This is a genomic window from Mesorhizobium sp. M8A.F.Ca.ET.218.01.1.1 (assembly GCF_004791165.1).
GTDB lineage: Bacteria > Pseudomonadota > Alphaproteobacteria > Rhizobiales > Rhizobiaceae > Mesorhizobium.
In genome coordinates this window covers 240,443-264,151 of the sequence record NZ_SRUZ01000002.1, presented here as the reverse complement: position 1 = coordinate 264,151, position 23,709 = coordinate 240,443, and the positions used below count along the sequence as shown (strand labels likewise).

Sequence of the window (23,709 nt, the reverse complement as noted above, 5' to 3'; positions counted from 1 at the left end):
TCGCGCCGGGCATTTTCTTTGATGCCCGCTGGCGCCGTGACACCCCTGCCAGCGTTCCTTAGCCAGCCGGGAAGATCGCATCCAGGATCGAAATTGTCGCCATTGTTCCGCCCATACGGACGAATGCATGCGAGTGTTGGCCGAATAATTGATTTAAATCGGTTTAAACCAACGTCGATTTTGTTTGCACTGCAGCATTTTCACGCTAATCATTGCCCCGATTTCCCGTCCCTTCCGCTGCTGGAGCCCAGTCCTTGGCCATCACGAAGATCCTCGTCGCTAACCGGTCAGAAATCGCCATCCGCGTCTTTCGCGCGGCCAATGAGCTGGGCCTCAAAACCGTGGCGATCTGGGCCGAGGAAGACAAATACTCACTGCATCGCTTCAAGGCCGACGAAAGCTACCAGGTCGGGCGCGGTCCGCATCTCAAAAAGGACATGGGGCCGATCGAGAGCTACCTGTCGATCGAGGAGGTGATCCGCGTCGCCAGGCTTTCGGGCGCCGACGCCATCCACCCCGGCTACGGGCTCCTGTCGGAAAGCCCCGAATTCGCCGAAGCTTGCGCGCAAGCAGGCATCACCTTCATCGGACCGAAGCCCGACACGATGCGGCGCCTGGGCAACAAGGTCGCCGCGCGCAATCTCGCCATCGAGGTCGGCGTGCCCGTGGTGCCGGCCACCGAGCCGTTGCCTGACGATATGGAGGCGGTCAAGGAACTTGCCAAGACGGTCGGTTATCCGGTCATGCTCAAGGCCTCGTGGGGCGGCGGCGGGCGCGGCATGCGCGCCATCCGTTCCGAGGCCGACCTCGCCCGCGAGGTCATGGAAGGCAAGCGCGAGGCGAAAGCCGCCTTCGGCAAGGACGAGGTCTATCTCGAAAAGCTGATCGAGCGCGCCCGCCATGTCGAAGTGCAGGTGCTTGGCGACACGCACGGCAATGCGGTGCATTTGTTCGAGCGCGACTGCTCGATCCAGCGCCGCAACCAGAAGGTCGTCGAGCGCGCGCCAGCGCCCTATCTCAGCGAGGACCTGCGCCAGGAACTTTGCGGCTACGCGCTGAAGATCGCGCGCGAGACCAGCTATATCGGCGCCGGCACCGTCGAATTCCTGCAGGATGCCGATACCGGCAAGTTCTATTTCATCGAGGTCAATCCGCGCATCCAGGTCGAGCACACCGTCACCGAAATGGTGACCGGCATCGACATCGTGAAAGCGCAGATACACATCCTCGACGGCTTCGCCATCGGCACGCCGGAATCGGGCGTGCCGGCGCAGCGGGACATCCGGCTGAACGGCCATGCCTTGCAGTGCCGCATCACCACGGAAGATCCCGAACACAATTTCATCCCGGACTATGGCCGCATCACCGCCTATCGCGGCGCCACCGGCTTCGGCATCCGTCTGGATGGCGGCACGGCCTATTCCGGCGCGGTCATTACCCGCTTCTACGATCCGCTGTTGGAGAAGGTGACGGCCTGGGCGCCGACGCCGGCCGAGACGATCGCCCGCATGAACCGCGCCTTGCGCGAATTCCGCATTCGCGGCGTCGCCACCAACCTCACCTTCCTCGAAGCGATCATCAATCACCCGAGCTTCGCCGACAATTCCTATACGACGAAGTTCATCGACACGACGCCGGAGCTGTTCCAGCAGGTCAAGCGGCAGGACCGCGCCACCAAGCTGCTCAACTATCTGGCCGACGTCAGCGTCAACGGCCATCCCGAGACGCGCGGCCGGCCGACGCCCAAGGCGGACGCGGCGCCGCCCGTGGTGCCCTATCTCAACGGCAATGTGCCGAGCGGCAGCAAGCAGAAACTCGACGTGCTCGGGCCGGAGAAATTCGCTGCCTGGATGCGCGAGCAGAAGGAAGTGCTGGTCACCGACACGACGATGCGCGACGGCCACCAGTCGCTGCTCGCCACGCGCGTGCGCACGCACGACATTGCCGGCATCGCCGGCACCTATGCGCGGGCGCTGCCGCAACTTCTTTCATTGGAATGCTGGGGCGGCGCCACTTTCGACGTCGCCATGCGCTTCCTCACCGAGGATCCATGGGAACGGCTGTCGCTGGTGCGGGAAGCCGCCCCCAACCTGTTGCTGCAGATGCTGCTGCGCGGCGCCAATGGCGTCGGCTACACCAATTACCCCGACAATGTCGTGCAGCATTTCGTCAAGCAGGCAGCGGCGGGCGGCATCGACCTGTTCCGCGTCTTCGACTGCCTGAACTGGGTCGAGAACATGCGTGTCGCCATGGACGCCGTGGGCGCCGAGGGCAAGCTGATCGAAGCGGCGATGTGCTATACCGGCGACATTCTCGATCCGGCGCGGGCCAAGTACGACCTGAAATATTATGTCGGGCTGGCCAGCGAATTGCAGGCCGCCGGCGCCCATATCATCGCGGTCAAGGACATGGCCGGCCTGTTGAAGCCGAGTGCCGCCCGCGTGCTGTTCAAGGCGCTGCGCGAGGCGACCGACCTGCCGATCCATTTCCACACCCACGACACATCGGGCCTGTCGGCGGCAACCGTGCTGGCGGCGGTGGAAAGCGGTGTCGACGCCGTCGACGCGGCGATGGACGCCTTTTCCGGCAACACTTCGCAGCCATGTCTGGGTTCGATCGTCGAAGCGCTGAAGGGCACCGAACGCGATCCGGGCCTCGACCCGCAATGGATTCGGAAAATCTCGTTCTACTGGGAAGCGGTGCGCAACCAGTACGCCGCCTTCGAAAGCGATCTGAAAGGTCCAGCTTCCGAGGTCTACCTGCACGAAATGCCGGGCGGGCAGTTCACCAACCTCAAGGAACAGGCGCGTTCGCTCGGGCTGGAGACACGCTGGCACGAAGTGGCGCAGACCTATCATGACGTCAACCTGATGTTCGGCGACATCGTCAAGGTGACGCCGTCCTCCAAGGTCGTCGGCGACATGGCGCTGATGATGGTGAGCCAGGACCTGACCGTTGCCGATGTCGAGAATCCGGCCCGCGACATCGCCTTCCCGGACTCGGTCGTCTCGATGCTGCGCGGCGACCTCGGCCAGTCCCCGGGCGGCTGGCCGCAGGCGCTGCAGAAGAAGGCGCTTAAGGGCGACAAGCCGATCACGGCGCGGCCCGGTTCGTTGCTCAAGCCGGCCGACCTCAAGAAGAGCCGCAAGGAGATCGAGGACAAGCTCGACCGCAAGCTGTCGGAATACGAGTTCGCCTCGTGGCTGATGTATCCGAAGGTGTTTTCCGATTTCGTCGCCGCCCAGGAAACCTACGGCCCGGTCAGCGTCCTGCCGACGCCGACCTATTTCTACGGCATGAAATCGGAAGATGAGATCTTCGTCGACATCGAAAAGGGCAAGACCTTGGTCGTGCGCTGCCAGGCGTTCGGCGATGTCGACGACAAGGGCATGGTCACCGTGTTCTTCGAGCTCAACGGCCAGCCGCGGCGTGTGAAGGTGCCCGACCGCGCGCATGGCGCTTCCGCCGCCAAAGCGCGCCGCAAGGCCGAGCCCGGCAATGAGGCGCATGTCGGGGCGCCGATGCCGGGTGTGGTTTCGGCGCTCGCGGTTGCCGCCGGCCAGGCGGTCAAGGCCGGCGACGTGCTGCTCTCCATCGAAGCGATGAAGATGGAGACGGCATTGCATGCCGAGCGCGATGGCACGGTCGCCGAGGTGCTGGTCAAGGCCGGCGACCAGATCGATGCCAAAGATCTGCTGATAGCCTTCAGCTGATCTGCGCCCTGGCCGCGTGGCTGTCCGCATCATGGCGGCAGCCTCGGTTCCTTCATCGATAACAGCTTGACCCGCCGCCCGTGGTCGGGCATCGAACCGGCTCAAATTTGCCGCCGCTGCTTCCCGAGTCGCGGGGCAGGACCGTTCCTTTGGAGAAAAACATGGCCGACGATATCACCGAGACCAGCCAGACTGTTGCCGCCGGCCAGCTGCGTGCCTTGATCGAGCGCATCGAGCGGCTCGAGGAAGAAAAGAAGACGATCGCCGACGACATCAAGGAAGTCTTCGCCGAGGCCAAGGGCACCGGCTTCGACACCAAGGCAATCCGCACCATCATCCGGCTGCGCAAGAAGGACCAGGCCGAACGCCAGGAAGAGGACGCCATCCTCGATCTCTACATGGCCGCGCTCGGCATGGAGTAAGGCTCGCGGCCGGCGCCCGATGCGGTTGCCGGAGATACGGTTCGAACCATGAGCGAATTCGACTTCGGCGGCCGTCGCGCCTCGGAATTCCGCCATCGCGGCTTCTGGTCGCTGTTCGCCGAACGGCATCCGGAAGAAAGAGCCCGGCTGGCGCGGCGCGGACCCTGGTTCTGGCAGCGCGGGCTGCCCGACTTCGCACTGGTGCTTTCCATGTATGTCGCGCCGGCGCAGAACCATGTCGGCGTCTTCTTCGGGCGCAACGAGAAGTTCGGCGCCACGGACTCGTGGTCGCGGCTGAAACCGTTTCAACCGGCGATCGAGGCCAGGCTGAAGCTCAAACCCGAACAGAGCTGTGAGGGGCTCGGCATCAACTCAATGTGGCGGGTGAACTGCTACTCCGAGGACAATTGGCCGGCCATGACCGACTGGCTGGTGAGGGAATGCTCACGCTTCGAGGAAGCCGTGACCGACGTTCTGGGGCAGAGATAGGTCGCCGGTCATGACGGACTTTTTCCGTACGCGCTGGAGAGGCGAAGCGCCGCTCGGCCGCCTGTTCTGGCGCGACACGCTGCTTGTCGGCACCTTGATCAGCGTCGCCTCGTCGGCGCTGGCGCTTGTCCTGCTCGGGCTGAAACTGCCGCTCTGGCTGGTGCTGATGGTGCATTTCCTGCCTGTGCCCTACAACATCTTCCTGACCATTGCGGTCTGGCGCGCGGCCGAGAAGGCCGGTGGCTTCAAGGCTCAACTGATGATGCTTGGCTCGGCGCTTTGGTTGATTGCGACGGCAGTCGCCTGAGCCGCGTCCCACTTTCCTGGAATTGCTCCATACGAAAAAGGGCGGCCGAAGCCGCCCTTTGCGAGGTCATATCCGGGACAGGTCAGGCCGCCGGCTCGAATTTCAGCGCCACGCCGTTGATGCAGTAGCGCAGGCCGGTCGGCGGCGGGCCGTCCTCGAAGACATGGCCGAGATGGCTGCCGCAACGAGAGCAGTGGCACTCGGTACGGACCATGCCGTAGCTGCGGTCAACGGTGTTCTCGACCGAGCCCGGAACGGGATCGTTGAAGCTCGGCCAGCCGGTGCCGCTTTCGAACTTCAGCGTGGATTGGAACAGCGGCTGGTCGCAGCCGACGCAGGAAAAAGTGCCGGCACGCTTCTCATAGAGCAGGGCGCAGCTTCCCGGCCGCTCGGTGCCGTGGTTGCGCATGACCGCATATTGCTCCGGCGTCAGCCGGGCGCGCCATTCGGCATCGGTGCGGGTGACGGGGTAGGTGTGGGTGTCCATTTGATCTCCTCAGCCTTGTCGGCTCGTTCTTGGTTGCAACCGGATATTCGCCCCAACATAGGCATTTGTTACAGACCTGCCCAGTGCCTGGCATTGTAAGGTCGAATCGCTTGCTAGCTTTCGGCGTCTGTGCTGCCCCTCACCTGCCTGCCGGCATCCTCTCCCCGTACAGTGACGGGGAGAGGGGTGCTCCCGTCGCCGGTTTCGCCAATCGCCGGCATTGCAAGATGGGCATCGAGGCCACGGCCAGCTTCCTTCTCCCCGTCACTATACGGGAGAAGTGCCCGGCAGGGCGATGAGGGGCAGCGCCAACCTTGTCCTGTATCTCCGACAACTAATGCTTTCTGGAAAGCTGCTTCGTCGCGCCTTCCAATCCGGCCAGTGTCAGCGGGAACATGCGGCCGCCAAAGATGTCGCGAATCATGGCGATGGAATGCGTAAAGCCCCAATTCCTTTCACTCTCCGGATTCAGCCACACCGCGTTCGGCCATTGCTGCAGGAGCCGGCCGAGCCAAACGGCTCCGGCCTCGGGGTTCCAGTGTTCCACCGAGCCGCCGGGATGGGCGATCTCGTAAGGGCTCATCGAGGCATCGCCGACGACGATGACCTTATAGTCGGGGCCATATTTGTGGATGAGGTCAAACGTCGGAATCACCTCGGAATGGCGGCGGCGATTGTCCTTCCACACGCCTTCGTAGAGGCAGTTGTGGAAATAGAAATATTCGAGCTGGCGGAATTCGGCGCGAGCCGCCGAAAACAGCTCCTCGACGCTCTTGATATGATCGTCCATCGAGCCGCCGACATCGAAGAACATCAGGAGCTTCACCGCATTGCGGCGCTCGGGCCGTGTCCGGACGTCGAGATAGCCGTGCTCGGCGGTGGCGTGGATGGTGCCGGGCAGGTCGAACTCTTCCTCGGCGCCTTCGCGCACCCAGCGGCGCAGACGCTTCAGCGCGATCTTGATGTTGCGGGTGCCGAGTTCGACGGCATCGTCGAAATTCCTGAATTCGCGCTTGTCCCAGACTTTTACCGCGCGCCGGTTGCGGCTTTCAGCTTGCCCGATGCGCACGCCTTCGGGGTTGTAGCCATAGGCGCCGAAGGGCGAGGTGCCGCCCGTGCCGATCCATTTCGAGCCGCCCTGGTGGCGGCCCTTCTGTTCCTTGAGCCGCTGCTTCAGCGTCTCCATCAGCCTGTCGAAGCCGCCAAGCGCCTCGACCAGTCTTTTCTCCTCCTCGGTCAGGTGCTTATCGGCGAGCCGGCGCAGCCATTCCTCGGGAATATCGGCGACGTCGACGGCATCCGGGCCGCCGAGCGCCTCGATGCCCTTGAAGACATGCGCGAACACCTGGTCGAAGCGGTCGATATGGCGCTCGTCCTTCACCAAAGCGGCGCGGGCGAGATAGTAAAAACCCTCGACGTCATAATCGACAAGCCCGGCTTCCAGCCCTTCGAGCAGAGAGAGGTATTCCCTGAGCGAAACGGGAACGCGCGCTGCCTTCAGTTCAAGGAAGAAGGGGATGAACATGACTACAACAGATCATACTCGATAAAGCCGGTCCTGCGCGCGACGTGGTCGTAGAGCTTGCGCGCGGTGGCGTTGGTCTCGTGCGTCATCCAGTAGACGTTTTTCACCCCGATCTTGCCGGCCTCCTGCTTCACGGCTTCGATGAGGGCCGCACCGATGCCCTTGCCGCGCACATCCGGGTCGGCGAACAGGTCCTGCAGGTAGCAATTGTTTTTCTCCGACCAGCCGGAGCGGTGATAGAGGTAGTGGGTGAGGCCGACGGCCTTGCCGTCGAGGGTAGCGATAAAACCCTTCGGCTCGAATTCGCCTGTCGTGAACAGCCGCTTCCAGGTGATCGCGTAGACCTCTTCCGGCAGCTTGGTTTCATAGAAGGTCAGATAGTCGGTCCACAAGCGGCGCCAGTCGGCGTGGTCGGATTGCGCGAGCGGGCGGACAACAATCTCAGACATTTCATCTCCTCCGAAGGGTTCTGGCCGATGCTGACGTGCTCTGCGGCCGGCGGCAACGGTCCACATCAGGGGAAAGTGCTATTGCTGCCTTGCTATTGCTGCCGCCTGGCCATGAAGGCCAGCCGCTCGAACAGATGCACATCCTGTTCGTTCTTCAGCAGGGCACCGTGCAGCTTGGGCAGCGCGTTCTTGGCGTCGGCGCGCAAATCCTCGGGCGCGATGTCATCGGCGACCAGCAGGCGGATCCAGTCCAATGCCTCGGAGGTTGACGGCTTCTTCTTCAAGCCCGGCACGTCGCGAATTTCGTAGAACTGGGTGAGGGCCGCGCGCACCAGGTTCTGCTTGATGCCGGGATAATGGACATCGACGATCCGGTGCAGCGTATCGACGTCGGGAAAGCGGATATAATGGAAGAAGCAGCGGCGCAGGAAGGCGTCCGGCAGTTCCTTCTCGTTGTTGGAGGTGATGATGACGATCGGGCGGACGGCGGCGCGGATGGTCTCGCCGGTCTCGTAGACGAAGAACTCCATCCGATCGAGTTCCTGCAGGAGATCGTTGGGGAATTCGATGTCGGCCTTGTCGATCTCGTCGATGAGGAGCACGACCTTCTTGCCAGCCGCGAACGCCTGCCAGAGCTTGCCGCGCTTGATGTAGTTCTTGATGTCATTGAACCTGACATCGCCGAGCTGGCTGTCGCGCAGCCGCGACACGGCATCGTATTCGTAGAGACCTTGCTGCGCCCGTGTCGTCGATTTGACATGCCATTCGATGAGGTCGAGGCCGAGTGCCGCCGCCACCTGGCGGGCTAGTTCGGTCTTGCCGGTGCCGGGCTCGCCCTTGACCAGCAGCGGCCGTTCCAGCGCGATCGCCGCGTTGACCGCCACCATCAGATCCTTGTCGGCGACATAGGCCGCCGTGCCTTCGAAACGCATTTTTGCTCCTTGGTTCATTCCGGGAACCGTAAGGAGGCCCTCCGGTCCGCGCAAGGGCGGGTCTGCAAAGGCGATGATGCCGACCGGTGCGGAAAGAGCACCGTCTCTCTGGCGCTTGGGCCACCATCGGCCTATATTGATAGAGGCGGTCTGCGCTTCCCGGCAGGAGACACTTTTCCCCGGGGCCTTAACGATCCTTAGGGAGCTGTCCCTGGGAAGACCCGTGGGTTTTCTCACACGGCGCCCACCTACTTTGTAGGCACCCGGGATCGACCTCTCCACCGGTTGTGTGGACCGTCACTTGTCGCAAGGCGTCCACCCATCCTGGTGGATGATGCGGTGGAAAACGTCGCGCTTGAGACCTCACACAGCTCTGACCTTTTCTACCTTGGCCGCATGACCTCTCCCAAAGACCTGAAAAAGCAGCTACGCCTCGAGGCACTCGCTCGCCGCGACGCGCTCGACGAATTCTGGCGGGTCGAGGCCGCGCTCGCAATGGCGGAGACGGCGCGCGACCATCTGGAGATCGGCCCTGGCCAGATCGTCTCCGGTTTCTGGCCGATGCGCTCGGAGGTCGATGTCAGGCCGCTGATGTTCGCCTTGCGTGAGCGGGGCGCACGGCTCTGCCTGCCTGCCATTCTCGACAAGACCACCATCGTCTTTCGCGAACTGGTGCGTGGCGCGCCGATGGTCGACATGGGTTTTGGCACGATCGGACCGCACGCGGAGGCCGAGGTTCTCGACCCCTCGGTCATGCTGGTGCCGCTCGCCGCTTTCGACGCACGCGGCCACCGCATCGGTTATGGCGCCGGCTATTACGATCGCGCGATCGCGAAGCTCGTCGACAAGGGGCATACGCCCCGGCTGATCGGCATAGCCTTCGACTGCCAGGAAGTGGCGCAGGTTCCGGACGAGAACCATGACGTGATCATCCCGGAAATACTCACCGAGAGCGGGTTGCGCCGCTTCACGCCAAAATTGTAGATAATGGAGGCATGATCTTTTCGCGGATGTCATGCGGCATTTGCTTCGCTGACTTTCGGTGCAGGATCATATGAGACTTCTCTTCCTCGGTGACATGGTTGGAAAAACGGGACGTACGGCGGTGTGGGAACAGCTGCCTGGCCTGATCTCGGACTTCAAACTCGACTTCGTCATCGTCAACGGCGAGAATGCCGCCGGCGGCTTCGGCATCACCGAAGAGATCTTTCGGGAGACCATCGCTGCAGGCGCCGATGTCGTCACCACCGGCAACCATGTCTGGGATCAGCGCGATGCGCTGGCCTTCGCGCCGCGCGAGCAGCGGTTCCTGCGGCCTTCCAATTTTCCCAAGGGTACGCCCGGGCGCGGCTCCGGCGTCTACATCGCCAAAAACGGCGCGCGCGTGCTGGTCGCCAACATCATGGGCCGAGTATTCATGCATCCCGAGCTCGACGATCCGTTCCAGGCCGGCGAACGTGAGCTTGCAGCCTGTCCGCTCGGCGAGCAGGCCGATGCGGTGATCATCGACTTCCATGCGGAAGCGACCTCGGAGAAAATGTGCTTCGCGCATTTCGTCGACGGCCGCGCCAGCCTGGTCGTCGGTACTCACACGCACCAGCCCACCGCCGATCACCAGATCCTCAATGGCGGCACCGGCTATCTGTCGGATGCCGGCATGTGCGGCGATTATGATTCCTCGCTCGGCATGGACAAGGAGGAACCACTCAACCGGTTCCTGTCGAAAGTACCGAAAGGGCGTTTCGAGGCAGCGACCGGCCCGGCGACCTTGTGTGGGGTCGGTGTCAATATTTCCGATCGTACCGGACTGACCGAGAAGATCGCGCCGTTTCGTCGCGGGCCGAGACTGGAAGAAACGGCTCCGTCGTTCTGGTCGTGACATTGATATAGGCGCGCGCAGTACCTAACTGCCGACGACATCTGCTTCAGATCGTTAAAAGAGGGGACAACGACCTCCATGCAGCTTATCGAATTTCTTGCGCCGCATTTTCAATTCGTTTCCGATCCAACCGCATGGGTCGCCTTGCTGACGCTGGTGGTGCTCGAGATCGTGCTCGGCATCGACAATCTGATCTTCATCTCCATTCTGACCAACAAGCTGCCCGTGGACCAGAGGGCTCGTGCGCGCCGGCTCGGCATCTCGGCGGCACTGATCATGCGCCTGGTGCTGCTCGCCACCATTTCGGTCATCGTCCAACTGACGACGCCGGTCTTCACCGCGTTCGGCCACGGTTTCTCCTGGCGCGACCTGATCCTGATCGCCGGCGGCCTGTTCCTGGTGTGGAAGGCGACCAAGGAGATCCACCACACGGTCGATCCCGACGACCACAAGGACACGATGATGGGAGAGACGCTCAAGATCTCGCTTGCCGGCGCGATCTTCCAGATTCTGCTGCTCGACCTCGTCTTTTCGATCGATTCCATCATCACCGCCGTCGGCATGACCGACGAGATCGCCATCATGTACATCGCGGTGATCGTGGCCGTCAGCGTGATGATGCTGGCGGCGGGTCCGCTGGCCAACTTCATCGCCAAGAACCCCAGCATCGTCATGCTGGCCCTGGGCTTCCTGTTGATGATCGGCATGACGCTGATCGCGGACGGCATGGGCTATCATGTTCCCAAGGGCTACATCTACGCGGCGATGGGTTTTTCGGCGCTGGTCGAGGGGCTCAACATGCTGGCGCGGCGGCGCAAGAAAGCGAAATCCGGCGACGGGCATTAGAGCGCGGACGCCACAGTCTGACTTTTGACTCGATTTTTACCGAATTGTATGTACAGTAATGTAAATCGAGGCTGCCCGCTTTGCGATTTGAATGGGACCTTGAAAAGGCCAGACGCAACCTTGCCAAACATGGGGTTGCATTCGATCTCGCCCAGAAGGTGTTCGATGACCCGCTTCATCTTATCGTGCCTGACCGCTTCGAAGACGGTGAGCAACGATGGCATGCGATCGGGATGGTCAAAACCGTAGTGGTTCTGCTGGTTGTCCATACCTACCCGGATCGCGAAGCTGAAGAGCGGGTTCGGATTGTCAGGGCTCGGAAAGCGACGCCGCATGAAAGGAGGCGCTATGAGCAGGAAGGACCTTAGCCACGACCAGCGAGACCAGCTTGCAAAGCTGGCCGATTTGCCTGACAGCGAGATTGATACTTCCGATATTCCAGAGGCTCCGGCCGAGAACTGGATACATGCCCGTCGTGGGCATCTTTACCGCCCAATTAAGCAGCCGGTGACCATTCGGCTCGATGCCGACGTGCTCTCCTGGTTCAAGGAACATGTCGGAGGTGGGGGCTATCAAACCGAGATCAATCGCGTGCTCCGCCACCATGTGATCGAACAGGAAAAACGGCGATCCTGAGTCGTTTAACCTGCCGGTACCCCCTTCGGGTGACGATCACCGATGAGGCTCAGGGTCAGGCCCTGCTCCAGCCAGGCCTTGGCGCCGGCGAGCACCAGCGTGAAGCCGCCGGTTGAGCCGACCGCTTCTTTCACCTGCTCGTCCCCATGGCCGGTAAAGCCAAAATTCCGGACTTCGAGGAATGTCGCCTCGCCAGGCATTTCAGTGAAGGTCCAGACCACCGTGGTCGGCGGGTCGCTCCACGTCATGACGATCTTCTTGTCCCGGACGATCTCGCTGACGTCGACGGTCGTCGAGACGCCATACATGCGCCACTCCCACTGAACAGGCTTGCCACCGTCAAGCCGGCCGCTGCCATGGGTGAACCAGAATTGGGTCGTGATCGCCGGATCGACGATGGCCTCGAAAACATCAGCGACCGGCCGCCGGATCAGCATGGCGGCTTCGGCTGTCGGTGTTTCACGGATTTCCATGGCGATCTCCTTTCGAATACGCTCACCAGGCGTCGGGTTCGCGCACCATATGAATGATGTTGGCCGGATTGGTGATCCAGCCACCACGGAAACCCTCGCCCAATGGCTCGATGGCATCGCAACGCACAACGCCTGCCTTGGCCAGATGATCCGCGGCGCCCGGAAAATCCTGCGTGAAAAGCTCCAGCCAGATCTCGGCCTGGCTCATCATCGGCACTTCGTCGATCCACAGCCGGTTAGGCCCAAGTTCGAAGCCGATCGCCGGCGGCTTGGCGGTGAACGGCTTGAGGCCAACGACGTCGCGGTAGAAGGCGATCGTCGCTTCGTACTGGTGCGACGGCACCTTCATGGCGATGTTGATGCCGCCGGTGATCTTCGCGGTCATGGTTCCCGTCCTTGTTGGGGTGCTGGTTGGCTGGTTCAACTGGCGTTCCGTCATGGCAGGTTGATCTGCCAGGAGACGCCGAACCTGTCGTTCAGCCATGCGAAGCGGCGGCTAAAGCCATAGTTGTCTGGCGGCATCAGGAAGCCGCCTCCCTTCGCCAAGGTTTCGACGATGCGCTCCAGTTCCTGTTCGGAGGAACAGTCGACATAGAGCGAGAACGACGGCGTGAAGGTGAAAGCGTGGTGAACAGGGCTGTTATAGACCGTCACCTCCAGGCCGCAGATGGAAACGCGCGCCAGTTTGAGCATACCTTCCGCGCCGTCTTCACCGGAACCGTAACGTGTGACGTCGAGGATGCTACTGTCGGGAATGGTCCCGCAATAAAGGGTCATTGCCTCTTCGGCCTTGCCCTCGAACATCAGGAATGGCCTTACTTTCGTCATCGCGGGTTCTCCCCTTTTCCTATCGTCGTTCAAACATTGGCCTCGCTGGCGGGTTCGCCCCTCATCTCGCTGCGGTAATAACCGTCGCGCAGATTGATGCCGTATTCGACGTAGGCCTTCATGCAGGCCAGCATCTGCGACCAGCCCTCGCAATTCAGGTAGGACTTCTTCAGGCCGACCGCGCCTTCCTGCCAGCCGCTCTCGGCGATGGTGACGAAGGTGCCGCCATCGTCGAGCGGCTCGAAATTCATCTCGATGCGGGTCTTGTAGGCGGGCTTGCCGTCGGTGTCGGTGGCATCCCAGCGCAGCACGATGCGGCTGTCCTTGACCACTTCGTCGACCTCGACCGGCACCTTGCCCCACCAGACGACACCCGAACCGGCAACCAATGGCGCGCTGGCGCCGCCGATGGTGGTGAAATAGCCGCTGAGCTTCTTCGGATTGACGACCGCGTCAAAGACTTCGGCGACCGGTTTGCCGATGCGCCCTGAAACACTGAATCCAAGAGACATATCCACAGCTCCTTGCTTGATCGCGACAACGATATGTTATAGAAACATAACATGTCAAGCCGATCGCAAGACGACAATGTTTTCAAGGCGCTGGCGCATCCGCGCCGGCGCGAAATACTGGATCAGTTGAAAGACGAGCCAAAGACCACCGGCATGCTGTGCGATGCCTTTCCCGCCATCGACCGCTGCACCGTCATGCTGCATCTCAAGGTGCTGGAGGAGGCGGATCTGATCGTTGCGCGTCGTGACGGACGCGAGCGCTGGAACCATCTGAATTCCCTGCCGATCAAGCAGATCCACGACCGCTGGATCAGCCAGTATGCCGGCCACGCGCTCAGCATCATCGACCGGCTGAAGTCCGATCTGGAAGCATAGACACGGCCGGGATCGCCGTGGCGCGGCGCGGCTGGACGAATTGAGCCGATTTATCTATAAGCCGGCCATTCCGACAAGGAGCGCCGCGCGTCCACCCGGACGCATCAGGGTCGTTCTGAAATTTTTGAATTCGAGCCTTTTGCAAAGGCGAGGTGACGCATCTCGCGGCAAGACGCTCTAGCCGAACACGACAGGGGTGCCATGGCTGGCCATTCACAGTTCAAGAACATCATGCACCGCAAGGGCCGTCAGGACGCGGTGCGGTCGAAAATGTTTTCCAAGCTGGCGCGCGAAATCACCGTTGCCGCCAAGAGCGGGACGCCCGATCCATCGATGAATCCGCGCCTGCGCCTGGCGATCCAGAACGCCAAGGCGGTGTCGATGCCGAAGGACAACATCCAGCGCGCCATCAACAAGGCCTCGATGGGCGATGCCGAGAATTACGAAGCCGTGCGCTACGAAGGGTATGGCCCAGGTGGCGTCGCCGTGATCGTCGAGGCACTGACCGACAACCGCAACCGCTCGGCGTCGAATGTGCGAGCCGCCTTCACCAAGGCCGGCGGCGCGCTCGGCGAAACCGGATCGGTGTCGTTCATGTGGGACCGCGCCGGCGAAATCTACTATCCGGCCTCGGCCGGCAGCGCCGACAAGATCATGGACGCGGCGATCGAAGCCGGTGCCGACGACGTGGAAAGCGACGAGGAAGGCCACACCATCTATTGCGCCTTCGAGAATGTCGGCGAGGTGTCGAAGGCACTGGAAGTCTCGCTCGGCGAGGCGGAATCGGTGAAGCTGATCTGGCGCCCGCAGAACAATGTCCCGGTCGACGAAGAGCGGGCGCAGTCGCTGATGAAACTGGTTGCGACGCTCGAGGACGATGACGACGTGCAAAGCGTGTACGCCAACTTCGAAGTCGATGACGAGACCTTGGCCAAGCTCAGCGCGGCGTGAGTGAAGCCCGATCCGACATGAGCAAAGCTCAGTTGCCCGCCATCCGCATCACCTACTGCACGCAATGCCAATGGCTGTTGCGTGCCGGCTGGATGGCGCAGGAGCTGCTCTCCACCTTCGGCACCGATCTCGGCGAGGTGACGCTGGTGCCGGGCACAGGCGGCATCTTCACCATCTCCTGCAACGATGTGCTGGTCTGGGACCGCAAGCGCGACGGCGGTTTTCCGGACGCGGCTAAACTCAAGCAGTTGGTCCGCGATGTGATCGATCCGAATCGTGATCTCGGCCACGCCGACCGTAAGGCGAAGAGCTGAGATTTTGCTGCGAAAGCAGGACCATCATTTTCCGGGCCGGCGTCCGAAAACAGCACCGATGCCGGCACCGATCGCGATGCCCACGCCGACGCCGAGGGCCGAATCATCCATCGCCGCGCCAAGGGCAGCACCGAGGCCAACGCCGATCGCGATGCATGGTCGAATAGGGGTCGTTCACGGCTCTTCTCCCGATAATGCTTGCGGCCGCCGCAACGCCCGATGCGGCGGCCCGCAAACATGTCAACGCGAGGCGAACCAGAAGGATGCCATCGCCACGATGGCGGTGACGGTGCGGACGTGGTTCCACATCACCCAGTCCCTGAGAAAGTCGGACCAGACCGCGGCACCATTGCTGCTGGCTGGATCGACTGCGGCCAGTGCATCGTTGAGCGGCACGTTGAAGACCATGGTCACGATCGGGTTGCCGACAAGATAGATAAGCGCGCCGGCGAGTAGCCAGAACGAACCCGGCTGGCTCCAGCCGATGATCGCGCCGGCGACGAGCACCAGGCAGATCAGCCCTGTGCCGAAAAGGGCGGTCATGAACATCGGCGTGATGACGGTGACGTTGATCGAATTCATGGCGGCGATGCCGCCCGCCGCCGGCAGACGGGCAAATGCCGGCATGACGAAATTGGAGAAGGCGAAGAACACGCCGCCGACGACGCCTGCGCCCAGGGCCGCGATGAAGGTGAGGCTGGGGAGAAGTTTGGCGATCATGTCAGTTGCTCCAGATGCCGGTTGCGGCGGTTTCGGTTGCGTAGGCGGAAAAGTCCCTGGGCTGGCGGCCGAGCACGCGCTGGACGCCGTCGGCGAGGGCCTCGTTGCGGCCGTCGAGAACTTGCGTGAACAGCTCGTTGAGCAGCCAGGCGAACTCAGGCGGCAGGTCATGCGCGGCGACCGCCGTGGTGAATTCGTCATGCGAGATACTGACAAAGCGGATGTCGCGCCCGGCGGCCCTTGCGATCTCTGCGACCGCGTCGGCGAAACTCAGCAGCCGCGGTCCGGTTAGTTCATAGAGCAGGCCGACATGGCCGGGCTCGGTCAGCGTGACGAAGGCCACTTCGGCGATGTCGTCGGCATCGACAAAAGGTTCGCCGACAGGCCCGACCGGCAGCGCCACCTCGCCCGCCAGCAGCGGCTCGATGAGAAAACCTTCGGAGAAGTTCTGCGAGAACCAGGCGCAGCGCAGGATCGTCCACTCCGCGCCCGAGGCCTTCAGCATCTCCTCGGCGCGCTGGGCCTCGTGCTCGCCGCGCCCCGAGAGCAGCACCAGCCGGGTGACGCCACTGGCCACCGCAAGCCGGGAGAAGGCGCCAACGGTTTCGGCGGCACCCGGCACGGCGAGGTCCGGATAGTAGCTGATGTAGACGGCGTCGACGCCATCGAGTGCGGGTCCCCAGGTGGCGGGAACTTCCCAGTCGAAGCGCGGCGCGCCGGAGCGCGAGCCGATGCGTACCGGCACGCCATGCGCGGTCAGCCGCGCCGCGAGACGGCTGCCGGTCTTGCCGGTGCCGCCGAGGATCAGGATTGGTTTGGTATCAGTCATGTCATCTTCTCCGCGTCAAAACATGAGCAATCCTCACATTTGCAAAACGTGATAAACCCTCGTATTTTGTAAGTCAAGTCATTCCCGGCGATTTGCCGAGCGGGTTTGTTGGAGACAGTCATGGACGGCACAGCGGCCAACGATCAGATCGCCTCGCCACGCCGGGCGCCGAGCCAGCAGCGCAGCCGCGAGCGGGTCGAGCGCATGCTGGCCGCCGCCTCGGCACTGATCGCGGAGCAAGGCAGCGATGCCATGCGCATGGGCGAGGTGGCGGAACGGGCAGAGGTGTCGATCGGGTCGCTCTACCAATTCTTTCCGGACAAGCGGGCGATCGTCTGGGCGCTGGCCGAACGCTACACCGTGGAAAGCCAGGCCTGCATTTCGGCGGCGTTGAAAGACGTCAACGACGCCGAAGGGCTTGGCCGGGCGTTCTCGGAGCTGGTCGACATCTATTACGGGTTGTTCCTGGCCGAGCCGGTGATGCGCGACATCTGGTCTGGTACGCAAGCAGACAAGGCGCTGCGCCAGCTCGAGCTCGCCGACAGCCGGGCCAATGCCGAATTCCTGGTCGCGGTGCTGAAGCGGCTACGCCCCGGCGCTGACCCCGTCTCCCTGGAGACCACGGCGTTTCTCGTCTGGCAGATGGGCGAGGCGGTCATGCGCTTGGCGATCTCGGTCGAGCGGCAAGAAGGCGACAGGCTGGTCGCCGCCTACAAGCGCATGGCGCTGCGGGAGCTGCTGGCCGAGTAGAGAAGCCTTGAACTTCCCATAGTTTTAACATCTGGTGAAGCCGCCAAGGACGGAGCCCCTCTCCCCCGTCACTATACGGGGAGAGGATGCCGGCAGGCAGGTGAGGGGCAGCGCGGGCCTGTGATATTTAAGAACAGCTTTATGACGGGGAGAGGGGAAGATGGTTCTGGTCAACAAAAAACCCGCCTCGAAGGCGGGTTCTTGATCTGCGAAAGCCCGATGCGGCTTAGAGGCCGAAACCCTCAAAACGCTTCTTGAACTTCGACAGGCGGCCGCCGCGGTCGAGCAGGGTCTGCTGGCCGCCGGTCCAGGCCGGGTGGGTGGTCGGGTCGATATCGAGGTTCATCGTATCGCCTTCCTTGCCCCAGGTCGAACGGGTCATGTATTCGGTGCCGTCGGTCATGACGACCTTGATGGTGTGGTAGTCGGGATGGATTGCGCTCTTCATGGCTCGGTTCCTGGCTTGCCGGCGCGGCTGACGGGCATAAGCCTGCGTCGATGCGCCTCTTTTTAAAACTCGAAGCCGCAGCTATTGAGGAGCCACGGCTTCTAAAACGGTCGGCGTGCCTATACATCAGCCGGAATTGAATCACAAGGCCGCGGCAAGCGCATATTCAAGGCGCATGAAGCTGAGGCGGCTAGAGGAAACACCGAGATGGCGCAATCAAGCAGCGCAGACGAGCGCCGACGCTCGCTCAAGCCGCTCAGGCGCCTGTTTCCCTACATCACTGGATATCGCACGCTGGTGGTCGGCGCCCTCATCTCGCTGGTCATCGCAGCGGCAACGACGCTGGCGCTGCCGCTGGCGGTGCGGCGCATGATCGACCATGGTTTCTCGTCGTCCAGCACCAGTTTCATCGCCGAATACTTCGCCGCCCTGGTGGCGATGGCCGCCGTGCTGGCGGCGGCATCGGCCGGCCGCTACTATTTCGTCATCACGCTCGGAGAGCGCGTCGTCGCCGACATCAGACGCGATGTCTTTGCCCATGTGACGACGCTGTCGCCTGCCTTCTTCGACACCGCCCAGTCCGGCGAGATCGTGTCGCGGCTTGCCGCCGATACCACACAAGTCAAATCGGCGGTCGGCGCCACGGCCTCGGTCGCGCTGCGCAACGTCATCCTTGGCCTCGGCGCATTGGCGATGATGGTTGTCACCAGCCCGAAACTGTCCGGCTTGGTCATTGCCGCGATACCGGTCATCGTGCTGCCGCTGGTCGCCTTTGGCCGCTCGGTGCGTCGCAAGTCGAGGCAGGCGCAGGACACGCTTGCCGACGCTACAGCCTATGCCAGCGAACAGATCGGCGCGGTGCGCACGCTGCAGGCGTTCACCAATGAGACACTGGTCACTGGACGGTTTTCGGGTGCGGTGGAAGCGGCCTTCGAGGCGGCGCGGGCCTCTATCTTCGCACGTTCCTTCCTCACCTTCTTCGCTATCTTTACCATTTTCTCCTCGGTCGTTGCGGTGCTGTGGTTCGGCTCGCGCGACGTGCTTGACGGCAATCTGTCGCCCGGCACACTCGGGCAGTTCCTGCTTTATTCGGTGTTCGCCGCCGGCGCGCTCGGCGCGCTGTCGGAAGTCTGGGGCGAACTCGCGCAAGCAGCCGGCGCCGCCGAACGGCTGACCGAGATATTGGCCGAGACACCGGCGATCCAGGCGCCTGCCGATCCGAAGCCGTTGCCTGCGGCCGCCAAAGGCGCGATCATCTTCGATGATGTCTCGTTCTCCTATCCGGCAAGACCCGACCGCGCCGCCGTCCATGGCTTGAGTTTTTCGGTCAAACCCGGCGAGACGGTGGCCATCGTCGGTCCTTCAGGGGCCGGCAAGAGCACCGTCTTTTCGCTGATCCTGCGCTTCTACGATCCCGAAACCGGCAAGATCCTGATCGACGGCGTCGACGTGCGCGAAGCTGATCCGGTTTCGGTGCGCGAGCGCATCGCCATCGTGCCGCAGGATGTCACCATTTTCGCGGCGAGCGCGCGCGACAATATCGGCTTTGGCCGTCCAGGTGCCAGCGAGGCCGAGATCGAGACCGCGGCTAAGGATGCGCTTGCCGACGAATTCATTCTCAAGCTCGAACATGGCTATGACAGCCCGGTCGGCGAACGTGGCGTGACGCTGTCGGGCGGCCAGCGCCAACGGGTCGCCATCGCCCGCGCCATCCTGCGCGATGCGCCGATCCTGCTGCTCGACGAGGCGACCTCCGCCCTCGACGCCGAAAGCGAGACGCTGGTGCAGACGGCGCTCGAGCGGCTGATGCAGGGGCGCACCACCATCGTCATCGCCCACCGGCTGGCGACGGTGCTGAAGGCCGACAGGATCCTGGTCATGGATGGCGGCCGCATCGTCGAGGAAGGCACGCATCAGAGCCTGGTCGCCAAGGGCGGCATCTATGCGCGGCTGGCCAAGCTGCAATTCGAGACCGGCGCCAGCGCCTTCAGGGGCGCGGCTGAATAGCGGGCGCGTTTCGGCCGGCGACTACAGCGTCGCCTCACGCAGTTCCGTATCGTTTGCGCAAATGCTCCGTGAAATACATGGCGTTGAGTTTTTCGCCGGTGGCGCGTTCGAGCAGGTCCGGCGTCGACCATCGCGACCCCTGCGACCAGATTTTCTCGCGACGCCAGCCGTTGATGGCCGCGAAATTCCCTTTCGCCAGGTCGTCGTCGGCTGAAGGATGTTCGCGCACCAGCGCGGCCCATTGCTGCGCCGCCATCATCGCGCCCAACGTGTAGGAGGGGAAATAGCCGAAGGCGGCACCCGGCCAGTGCACGTCCTGCATCGGCCCATCGGCCGGATTGTCGATGGTGGAGAGGCCGAGATAGTCGCGCATCTTGGCATCCCAGGCTTCGGGCAGATCAGCCACCTCCAGGCGGCCGGAGACAAGCTCCTGCTCCAGTTCGTAACGCAGGATGACATGCAGCGGATAGGTCACTTCGTCTGCGTCGACACGGATCAGGCCACGCTCGACACGATGCACATGTGGCAGGATATCGTCGAGCGACCAGGCTTCGCCGAGATGCTTTTCCACCACCGGCAGCGCCCAGCGCCAGAAGGCGGGATTGCGGCCGATCTGCTTTTCGACGAACAGGCTCTGGCTTTCATGCACGGCCATGCCGCGGGCCTTGCCGAGCGGCCAGTGCGACCATGCCTTGGGCAGGTTCTGTTCATAGAGCGCATGCCCGGTCTCGTGCAGCACGCCCATCAGCGCCGACAGGAAATCCGATGTCTTGTAGCGGGTGGTGATGCGCACGTCGCTGGGCACGCCGCCGCAGAACGGATGGTGCGACACCGACAGCGAGCCGTGGGTCAGGTCGAAGCCGACCGCGGCCATCATGGCAAGGCCGAGTTCGCGCTGCCGGTCGATCGCATAGGTGCCCGAAAGCGGCTTCAGCGGATGCTTGCGCAGCCGCGCTTCCTGGATCGCCAGCGCCTCAGGCACGAAGCCTTTGAGGAAGGCCTTCAGGTCGGCGAAGACAGGAGTGATGTCAGCCGTGCGGTTGCCAGGGTCGAATTGCTCCATCAGCGCGTCATAGGGGGCAAGGCCTAGCACGTCGGAGCGCAGGGCCGCCTCTTCGCGCACCAGCGCCACCACGCCCTCGAGCGCCGGCTGGAAGCCAGCCCAGTCGTTCTTGGCGCGCAGGTCGCGCCATAGCTGCTCGCAACGCATGCGCGCCGTCGTCTGGCGTTCGACGAACTCGACCGGCAGGCAGGTCAGGTTGGTGTACTGCCGCCGCAGCTCGGCGAGAGCCGCCCGCTGCTCATCGTCCAATGCCTCGCCTTCAGCGGCGGCGATCCAGTCCGATATTTCCGGTGCGGTCGCCCTGGTGTGATACATGCCGGCAAGGGCCGCCATCGCCTCGGCGCGCTTCTCGCCGCCACCGACGGCCATGTGGGTCGCTTCATCGGCGCCGAGGATGGCCAGCGCATGTTCAAGCGCTTCGAGCTTGTGGCCGAGGTCGTCGAGTTTGTGAAAGGACATGGCGGCTTCCGTGATTGAGGACGGCGCGAAAAGACACCAACGCAAAAGCATTGGCAACCCTCGGATACCATCCGGCGGATGCAGCTTGCGCAGGCGAGGTCGAGCATGAAATGCTGCCGGCGACGCATGAAGGGGAGCGGAATGATCGGCAACATCCTGGTCGGGCTGGTGGCATTGATCCATGCCTACATCGTCTATCTCGAGATGGTGCTTTGGGACACGCCGCGCGGGCACAAGACATTCCGCCTGACGCCGGAATTCGCCAGCGCCTCCAAAGTGCTCGCCGCCAATCAGGGCCTCTACAACGGCTTCCTCGCCGCCGGCCTGATCTGGGGGCTTTACCTCGGCTCCGCCGGTTTCCAGGTCAAGGTCTTCTTCCTGGCTTGCGTGGCCGTTGCCGGTCTCTATGGCGCGGCGACGGTCGGCCGCAAGATCCTGTTCATCCAGACCGTTCCGGCGGTGGTCGCCCTGATCGCGGTCTGGCTCGGTTGGTAGATGGGCTGGCGAGGAAAAAGGACGCCCGCGGGATTGGGGTCCCGAAGACGCCAGTTGGTCCCTTCCTCTGGGACGCTTCCAGGCAGATGGCCTCAGCCGTTCGGATAGTTTCCGCCGTCGGAGCCGTCGCCCATCAGGAAACCGGTGCCGGTATCGACCCTCAGTCGCTGGTCGACATTGTCGAGCCGGCGCAGCAGGTCATGGTATTGCGCGGCCGGTATCCTGCCGTGATCCGACGCGGCTATCTTCTCGGCGGCCTGACCGATGCGGGCCGTTCGCATTTCCAGGCGCTCCGCGACGGCCGGGGTGATGTTTTTGGCCTGCCTTGCGTCGGCGATGCCCTGGTGGACACCTTGAACCTGCTGAACGAGCGCCTCGACACGCGGGCCCGTCATGTCGGTCGGGTCGGTCGCGTCGAGAGCGCCCTTGTGATGGCCAGCGGCATAGGCGCCGGCAAGCGGGGCGGCGATCAGAATTGCGGCAAGGATTGCAGTCTTGAGAGATGCTGAAGAGCGCATGACGGCGCCTCCTTTTGCTGGGAAGGGAGCGGTCTTGCCGCTCCGCGTTCCGAACGTGGGCCGTCCGGTTCCGTCGCGTCGCGATGGGAGAGGCATCGCCGGCGGTTCCCGGCCCTGTGCGGCAAGCTAGGAGTGCTTTGGCGCGAAGTGTAATTAAAAAAAGATAATCTTTTCAGGCCTTGCCGGCCGATCACTGCGCCCTAGAGTTGAGCTGGCGAACAATTTCGCGTGAGTTCGCGTGATGATGGATCAACGTTCGGTGAGCTTCAGTTCAATGCGGCGGTTCTTGTTGCGCGCTTCGTCGGTGTCCGCGGGATCGAGCGGCTGGAACTCGCCGAAGCCGGCGGCGACCAGCCGGTTGGCTGGCACGCCGTTCTCGATCAGGAACTTGACCACCGAGGTCGAGCGTGCCGTCGACAGTTCCCAATTGTCGCGGTAACGGCCATTGCCGGACAGCGGCTTGTTGTCGGTGTGGCCGTCGACGCGCAGCACCCAGTTGATCTCCGGCGGGATCTCCTTCTGCAATTCGATGATGGCGTCGGCGAGTTTCTTCATCTCGACCTTGCCGGCATCGTTGATCACTTCGGAGCCGGTCGGGAACAGCACTTCCGACTGGAACACGAAGCGGTCGCCGACGATGCGGATGTTCTCGCGATCGGCGAGGATTTCGCGCAGGCGCCCGAAGAAATCGGAGCGGTAGCGGTTCAATTCCTGCACGCGCTGCGCCAGCGCCACGTTCAGGCGACGGCCGAGATCGGCGATCTTGGTGTTGGAATCGCGGTCGCGCGTTTCGGAGACGTTGAGGGCATCCTCGAGCGCGCCGATCTGCTTGCGCAAGGCCGCGATCTGCTGGTTGAGGATCTCGACCTGGCTCAGCGCCTGCTGGCTGATCTGGCGCTGGCTGTCCAGTTCGCCGCCCAGCTCGGCGGCACGCTGGTTGGCGGCGTCGCCGGCGCCGGCACCTTGTGCCAGCAACTGTTCGAGCCGGCTCTTTTCCGCCTGAGCCGCCGACAGCGACGCCTGCAGATTGGCGAGCGAATCCTCCTTGTCCTGCGCCGTCGAGCGCTCCAGCGCCAGAAGCTGGGTCAGTTCGTTGATCTGCGAATTGAGGCGCGACAGCGCCGTGTCCTTGCCGGAGATTTCGCGGCCGAGCAGGAACTGCGCCAGCACGAAGACGGTGAGCAGGAACATGATGGCGAGCAACAGGGTCGACAGCGCGTCGACGAAGCCAGGCCAATAATCGATGCGGCGATCGGTACGCCGGCCCCTGGCAAGCGCCATG

At 62.9% G+C, this 23,709-nt stretch carries 30 protein-coding genes and 1 other RNA gene; 16 read left to right on the top strand and 15 right to left on the bottom strand.

Translation table 11 applies throughout. The features are described from left to right. Nucleotides 1–254: 254 nt before the first annotated feature. The 4 genes from pyc to EN861_RS07725 all read left to right on the top strand — a co-directional run bounded on the left by pyc (nt 255) and on the right by EN861_RS07725 (nt 4,931). Nucleotides 255–3,713 (top strand): pyruvate carboxylase, encoded by a 3,459-nt coding sequence (gene pyc, locus EN861_RS07740; protein WP_135863237.1) that lies wholly within the window; start codon nt 255–257, stop codon nt 3,711–3,713. A 161-nt stretch (nt 3,714–3,874) separates the two neighbouring features. Further along, entirely contained in the window at nt 3,875–4,135 is a 261-nt protein-coding gene (locus EN861_RS07735) for a DUF2312 domain-containing protein (protein ID WP_027053014.1), read from the top strand. Nucleotides 4,136–4,183: 48 nt separating this feature from the next. Beyond that, a complete protein-coding gene (locus EN861_RS07730) occupies nt 4,184–4,624 on the top strand; it encodes a hypothetical protein (RefSeq protein ID WP_135863235.1) in 441 nt (146 codons plus the stop codon). A 10-nt stretch (nt 4,625–4,634) separates the two neighbouring features. Further along, a complete protein-coding gene (locus EN861_RS07725; RefSeq protein ID WP_135863233.1) occupies nt 4,635–4,931 on the top strand; it encodes a hypothetical protein in 297 nt (98 codons plus the stop codon). Between the two features lie 82 nt (nt 4,932–5,013). On the opposite strand, the gene msrB is transcribed toward EN861_RS07725, so the two are convergent. From msrB to EN861_RS07700, 4 genes are all read right to left on the bottom strand, one after another. Next, a complete protein-coding gene (gene msrB, locus EN861_RS07720) occupies nt 5,014–5,418 on the bottom strand; it encodes a peptide-methionine (R)-S-oxide reductase MsrB (RefSeq protein WP_027141754.1) in 405 nt (134 codons plus the stop codon). A 334-nt stretch (nt 5,419–5,752) separates the two neighbouring features. After that, complete coding sequence (locus EN861_RS07710; RefSeq protein ID WP_135863232.1) at nt 5,753–6,943, bottom strand: VWA domain-containing protein; 1,191 nt, start codon at nt 6,941–6,943, stop codon at nt 5,753–5,755. A gap of 2 nt (nt 6,944–6,945) precedes the next feature. Continuing rightward, nucleotides 6,946–7,392 carry a GNAT family N-acetyltransferase gene (locus tag EN861_RS07705; RefSeq protein WP_127278131.1) on the bottom strand — a complete coding sequence of 149 codons (447 nt, stop codon included), beginning with the start codon at nt 7,390–7,392 and terminating at the stop codon, nt 6,946–6,948. Between the two features lie 92 nt (nt 7,393–7,484). Further along, nucleotides 7,485–8,324, bottom strand: a complete 840-nt coding sequence (locus EN861_RS07700; RefSeq protein ID WP_135863231.1) for a MoxR family ATPase — start codon at nt 8,322–8,324, stop codon at nt 7,485–7,487. Nucleotides 8,325–8,468: 144 nt separating this feature from the next. Here EN861_RS07700 and ssrS point away from each other — a divergent pair. From ssrS to EN861_RS07670, 6 genes are all read left to right on the top strand, one after another. Further along, a non-coding RNA gene (ssrS, locus tag EN861_RS07695) (6S RNA) lies at nt 8,469–8,624 on the top strand. Between the two features lie 96 nt (nt 8,625–8,720). Next, nucleotides 8,721–9,308: a 5-formyltetrahydrofolate cyclo-ligase gene (locus EN861_RS07690; protein ID WP_135863513.1), complete on the top strand. Its 588-nt coding sequence runs from the start codon at nt 8,721–8,723 to the stop codon at nt 9,306–9,308. A 70-nt stretch (nt 9,309–9,378) separates the two neighbouring features. Further along, complete coding sequence (locus EN861_RS07685; RefSeq protein WP_127278128.1) at nt 9,379–10,203, top strand: YmdB family metallophosphoesterase; 825 nt, start codon at nt 9,379–9,381, stop codon at nt 10,201–10,203. A gap of 78 nt (nt 10,204–10,281) precedes the next feature. Then, entirely contained in the window at nt 10,282–11,049 is a 768-nt protein-coding gene (locus EN861_RS07680; RefSeq protein ID WP_135863230.1) for a TerC family protein, read from the top strand. A gap of 80 nt (nt 11,050–11,129) precedes the next feature. After that, nucleotides 11,130–11,417 carry a BrnT family toxin gene (locus tag EN861_RS07675; protein WP_245512009.1) on the top strand — a complete coding sequence of 96 codons (288 nt, stop codon included), beginning with the start codon at nt 11,130–11,132 and terminating at the stop codon, nt 11,415–11,417. Further along, the gene (locus tag EN861_RS07670; protein WP_127278125.1) at nt 11,398–11,685 is read left to right on the top strand and encodes a BrnA antitoxin family protein; all 288 of its coding nucleotides are present in this window, start codon (nt 11,398–11,400) and stop codon (nt 11,683–11,685) included. The genes EN861_RS07675 and EN861_RS07670 overlap by 20 nt, the downstream gene beginning before the upstream one ends. A 5-nt stretch (nt 11,686–11,690) precedes the next feature. Here the strand turns inward: EN861_RS07670 and EN861_RS07665 are convergent, their stop codons facing one another. From EN861_RS07665 to EN861_RS07650, 4 genes are read right to left on the bottom strand one after another with little or no spacing between them, the layout of a single operon-like run. Next, nucleotides 11,691–12,158 (bottom strand): SRPBCC family protein, encoded by a 468-nt coding sequence (locus EN861_RS07665; protein ID WP_135863225.1) that lies wholly within the window; start codon nt 12,156–12,158, stop codon nt 11,691–11,693. A 22-nt stretch (nt 12,159–12,180) separates the two neighbouring features. Beyond that, nucleotides 12,181–12,543, bottom strand: coding sequence for a hypothetical protein (locus tag EN861_RS07660; RefSeq protein WP_127278123.1), 363 nt, complete (start codon nt 12,541–12,543; stop codon nt 12,181–12,183). 50 nt (nt 12,544–12,593) lie between these two features. After that, on the bottom strand, nt 12,594–12,986 hold the full coding sequence (locus EN861_RS07655) for a VOC family protein (protein WP_135863223.1): 393 nt from the start codon (nt 12,984–12,986) through the stop codon (nt 12,594–12,596). Nucleotides 12,987–13,015: 29 nt separating this feature from the next. Beyond that, nucleotides 13,016–13,498, bottom strand: coding sequence for an SRPBCC domain-containing protein (locus EN861_RS07650; RefSeq protein WP_127278121.1), 483 nt, complete (start codon nt 13,496–13,498; stop codon nt 13,016–13,018). A gap of 51 nt (nt 13,499–13,549) precedes the next feature. On the opposite strand from EN861_RS07650, the gene EN861_RS07645 reads away from it, so the two are divergent. From EN861_RS07645 to EN861_RS07635, 3 genes are all read left to right on the top strand, one after another. Next, entirely contained in the window at nt 13,550–13,873 is a 324-nt protein-coding gene (locus EN861_RS07645) for a helix-turn-helix domain-containing protein (RefSeq protein WP_135863220.1), read from the top strand. A 201-nt stretch (nt 13,874–14,074) separates the two neighbouring features. Continuing rightward, nucleotides 14,075–14,824, top strand: a complete 750-nt coding sequence (locus tag EN861_RS07640; RefSeq protein ID WP_135863218.1) for a YebC/PmpR family DNA-binding transcriptional regulator — start codon at nt 14,075–14,077, stop codon at nt 14,822–14,824. 17 nt (nt 14,825–14,841) lie between these two features. Then, nucleotides 14,842–15,138 (top strand): SelT/SelW/SelH family protein, encoded by a 297-nt coding sequence (locus tag EN861_RS07635; RefSeq protein WP_135863216.1) that lies wholly within the window; start codon nt 14,842–14,844, stop codon nt 15,136–15,138. 24 nt (nt 15,139–15,162) lie between these two features. Here EN861_RS07635 and EN861_RS36725 read toward each other — a convergent pair whose 3' ends face one another. From EN861_RS36725 to EN861_RS07625, 3 genes are all read right to left on the bottom strand, one after another. Further along, the gene (locus EN861_RS36725) at nt 15,163–15,249 is read right to left on the bottom strand and encodes a hypothetical protein (protein WP_348630898.1); all 87 of its coding nucleotides are present in this window, start codon (nt 15,247–15,249) and stop codon (nt 15,163–15,165) included. A gap of 129 nt (nt 15,250–15,378) precedes the next feature. Beyond that, a complete protein-coding gene (locus EN861_RS07630) occupies nt 15,379–15,858 on the bottom strand; it encodes a DUF1772 domain-containing protein (protein ID WP_189343584.1) in 480 nt (159 codons plus the stop codon). 1 nt (nt 15,859) lies between these two features. Continuing rightward, nucleotides 15,860–16,687, bottom strand: coding sequence for an NAD(P)H-binding protein (locus EN861_RS07625; protein WP_135863214.1), 828 nt, complete (start codon nt 16,685–16,687; stop codon nt 15,860–15,862). Nucleotides 16,688–16,807: 120 nt separating this feature from the next. Here EN861_RS07625 and EN861_RS07620 point away from each other — a divergent pair, with 120 nt between their 5' ends. Next, entirely contained in the window at nt 16,808–17,437 is a 630-nt protein-coding gene (locus tag EN861_RS07620) for a TetR/AcrR family transcriptional regulator (RefSeq protein WP_127278117.1), read from the top strand. Nucleotides 17,438–17,663: 226 nt separating this feature from the next. Here EN861_RS07620 and rpmE read toward each other — a convergent pair whose 3' ends face one another. Next, entirely contained in the window at nt 17,664–17,885 is a 222-nt protein-coding gene (gene rpmE / locus EN861_RS07615) for a 50S ribosomal protein L31 (protein ID WP_096451251.1), read from the bottom strand. 207 nt (nt 17,886–18,092) lie between these two features. Here rpmE and EN861_RS07610 point away from each other — a divergent pair, with 207 nt between their 5' ends. Beyond that, nucleotides 18,093–19,892, top strand: a complete 1,800-nt coding sequence (locus EN861_RS07610) for an ABC transporter transmembrane domain-containing protein (protein ID WP_127872146.1) — start codon at nt 18,093–18,095, stop codon at nt 19,890–19,892. Nucleotides 19,893–19,926: 34 nt separating this feature from the next. Here the strand turns inward: EN861_RS07610 and EN861_RS07605 are convergent, their stop codons facing one another. Further along, nucleotides 19,927–21,414 (bottom strand): carboxypeptidase M32, encoded by a 1,488-nt coding sequence (locus EN861_RS07605; protein ID WP_127277956.1) that lies wholly within the window; start codon nt 21,412–21,414, stop codon nt 19,927–19,929. A gap of 141 nt (nt 21,415–21,555) precedes the next feature. On the opposite strand from EN861_RS07605, the gene EN861_RS07600 reads away from it, so the two are divergent. After that, nucleotides 21,556–21,909 carry a DUF1304 domain-containing protein gene (locus EN861_RS07600; RefSeq protein WP_127277955.1) on the top strand — a complete coding sequence of 118 codons (354 nt, stop codon included), beginning with the start codon at nt 21,556–21,558 and terminating at the stop codon, nt 21,907–21,909. Nucleotides 21,910–22,001: 92 nt separating this feature from the next. On the opposite strand, the gene EN861_RS07595 is transcribed toward EN861_RS07600, so the two are convergent. Both EN861_RS07595 and EN861_RS07590 read right to left on the bottom strand, forming a co-directional pair. Continuing rightward, nucleotides 22,002–22,427 carry a hypothetical protein gene (locus EN861_RS07595; protein WP_127277954.1) on the bottom strand — a complete coding sequence of 142 codons (426 nt, stop codon included), beginning with the start codon at nt 22,425–22,427 and terminating at the stop codon, nt 22,002–22,004. A 249-nt stretch (nt 22,428–22,676) separates the two neighbouring features. Then, entirely contained in the window at nt 22,677–23,708 is a 1,032-nt protein-coding gene (locus EN861_RS07590; protein WP_127277953.1) for a peptidoglycan -binding protein, read from the bottom strand. Nucleotide 23,709 lies beyond the last annotated feature (1 nt).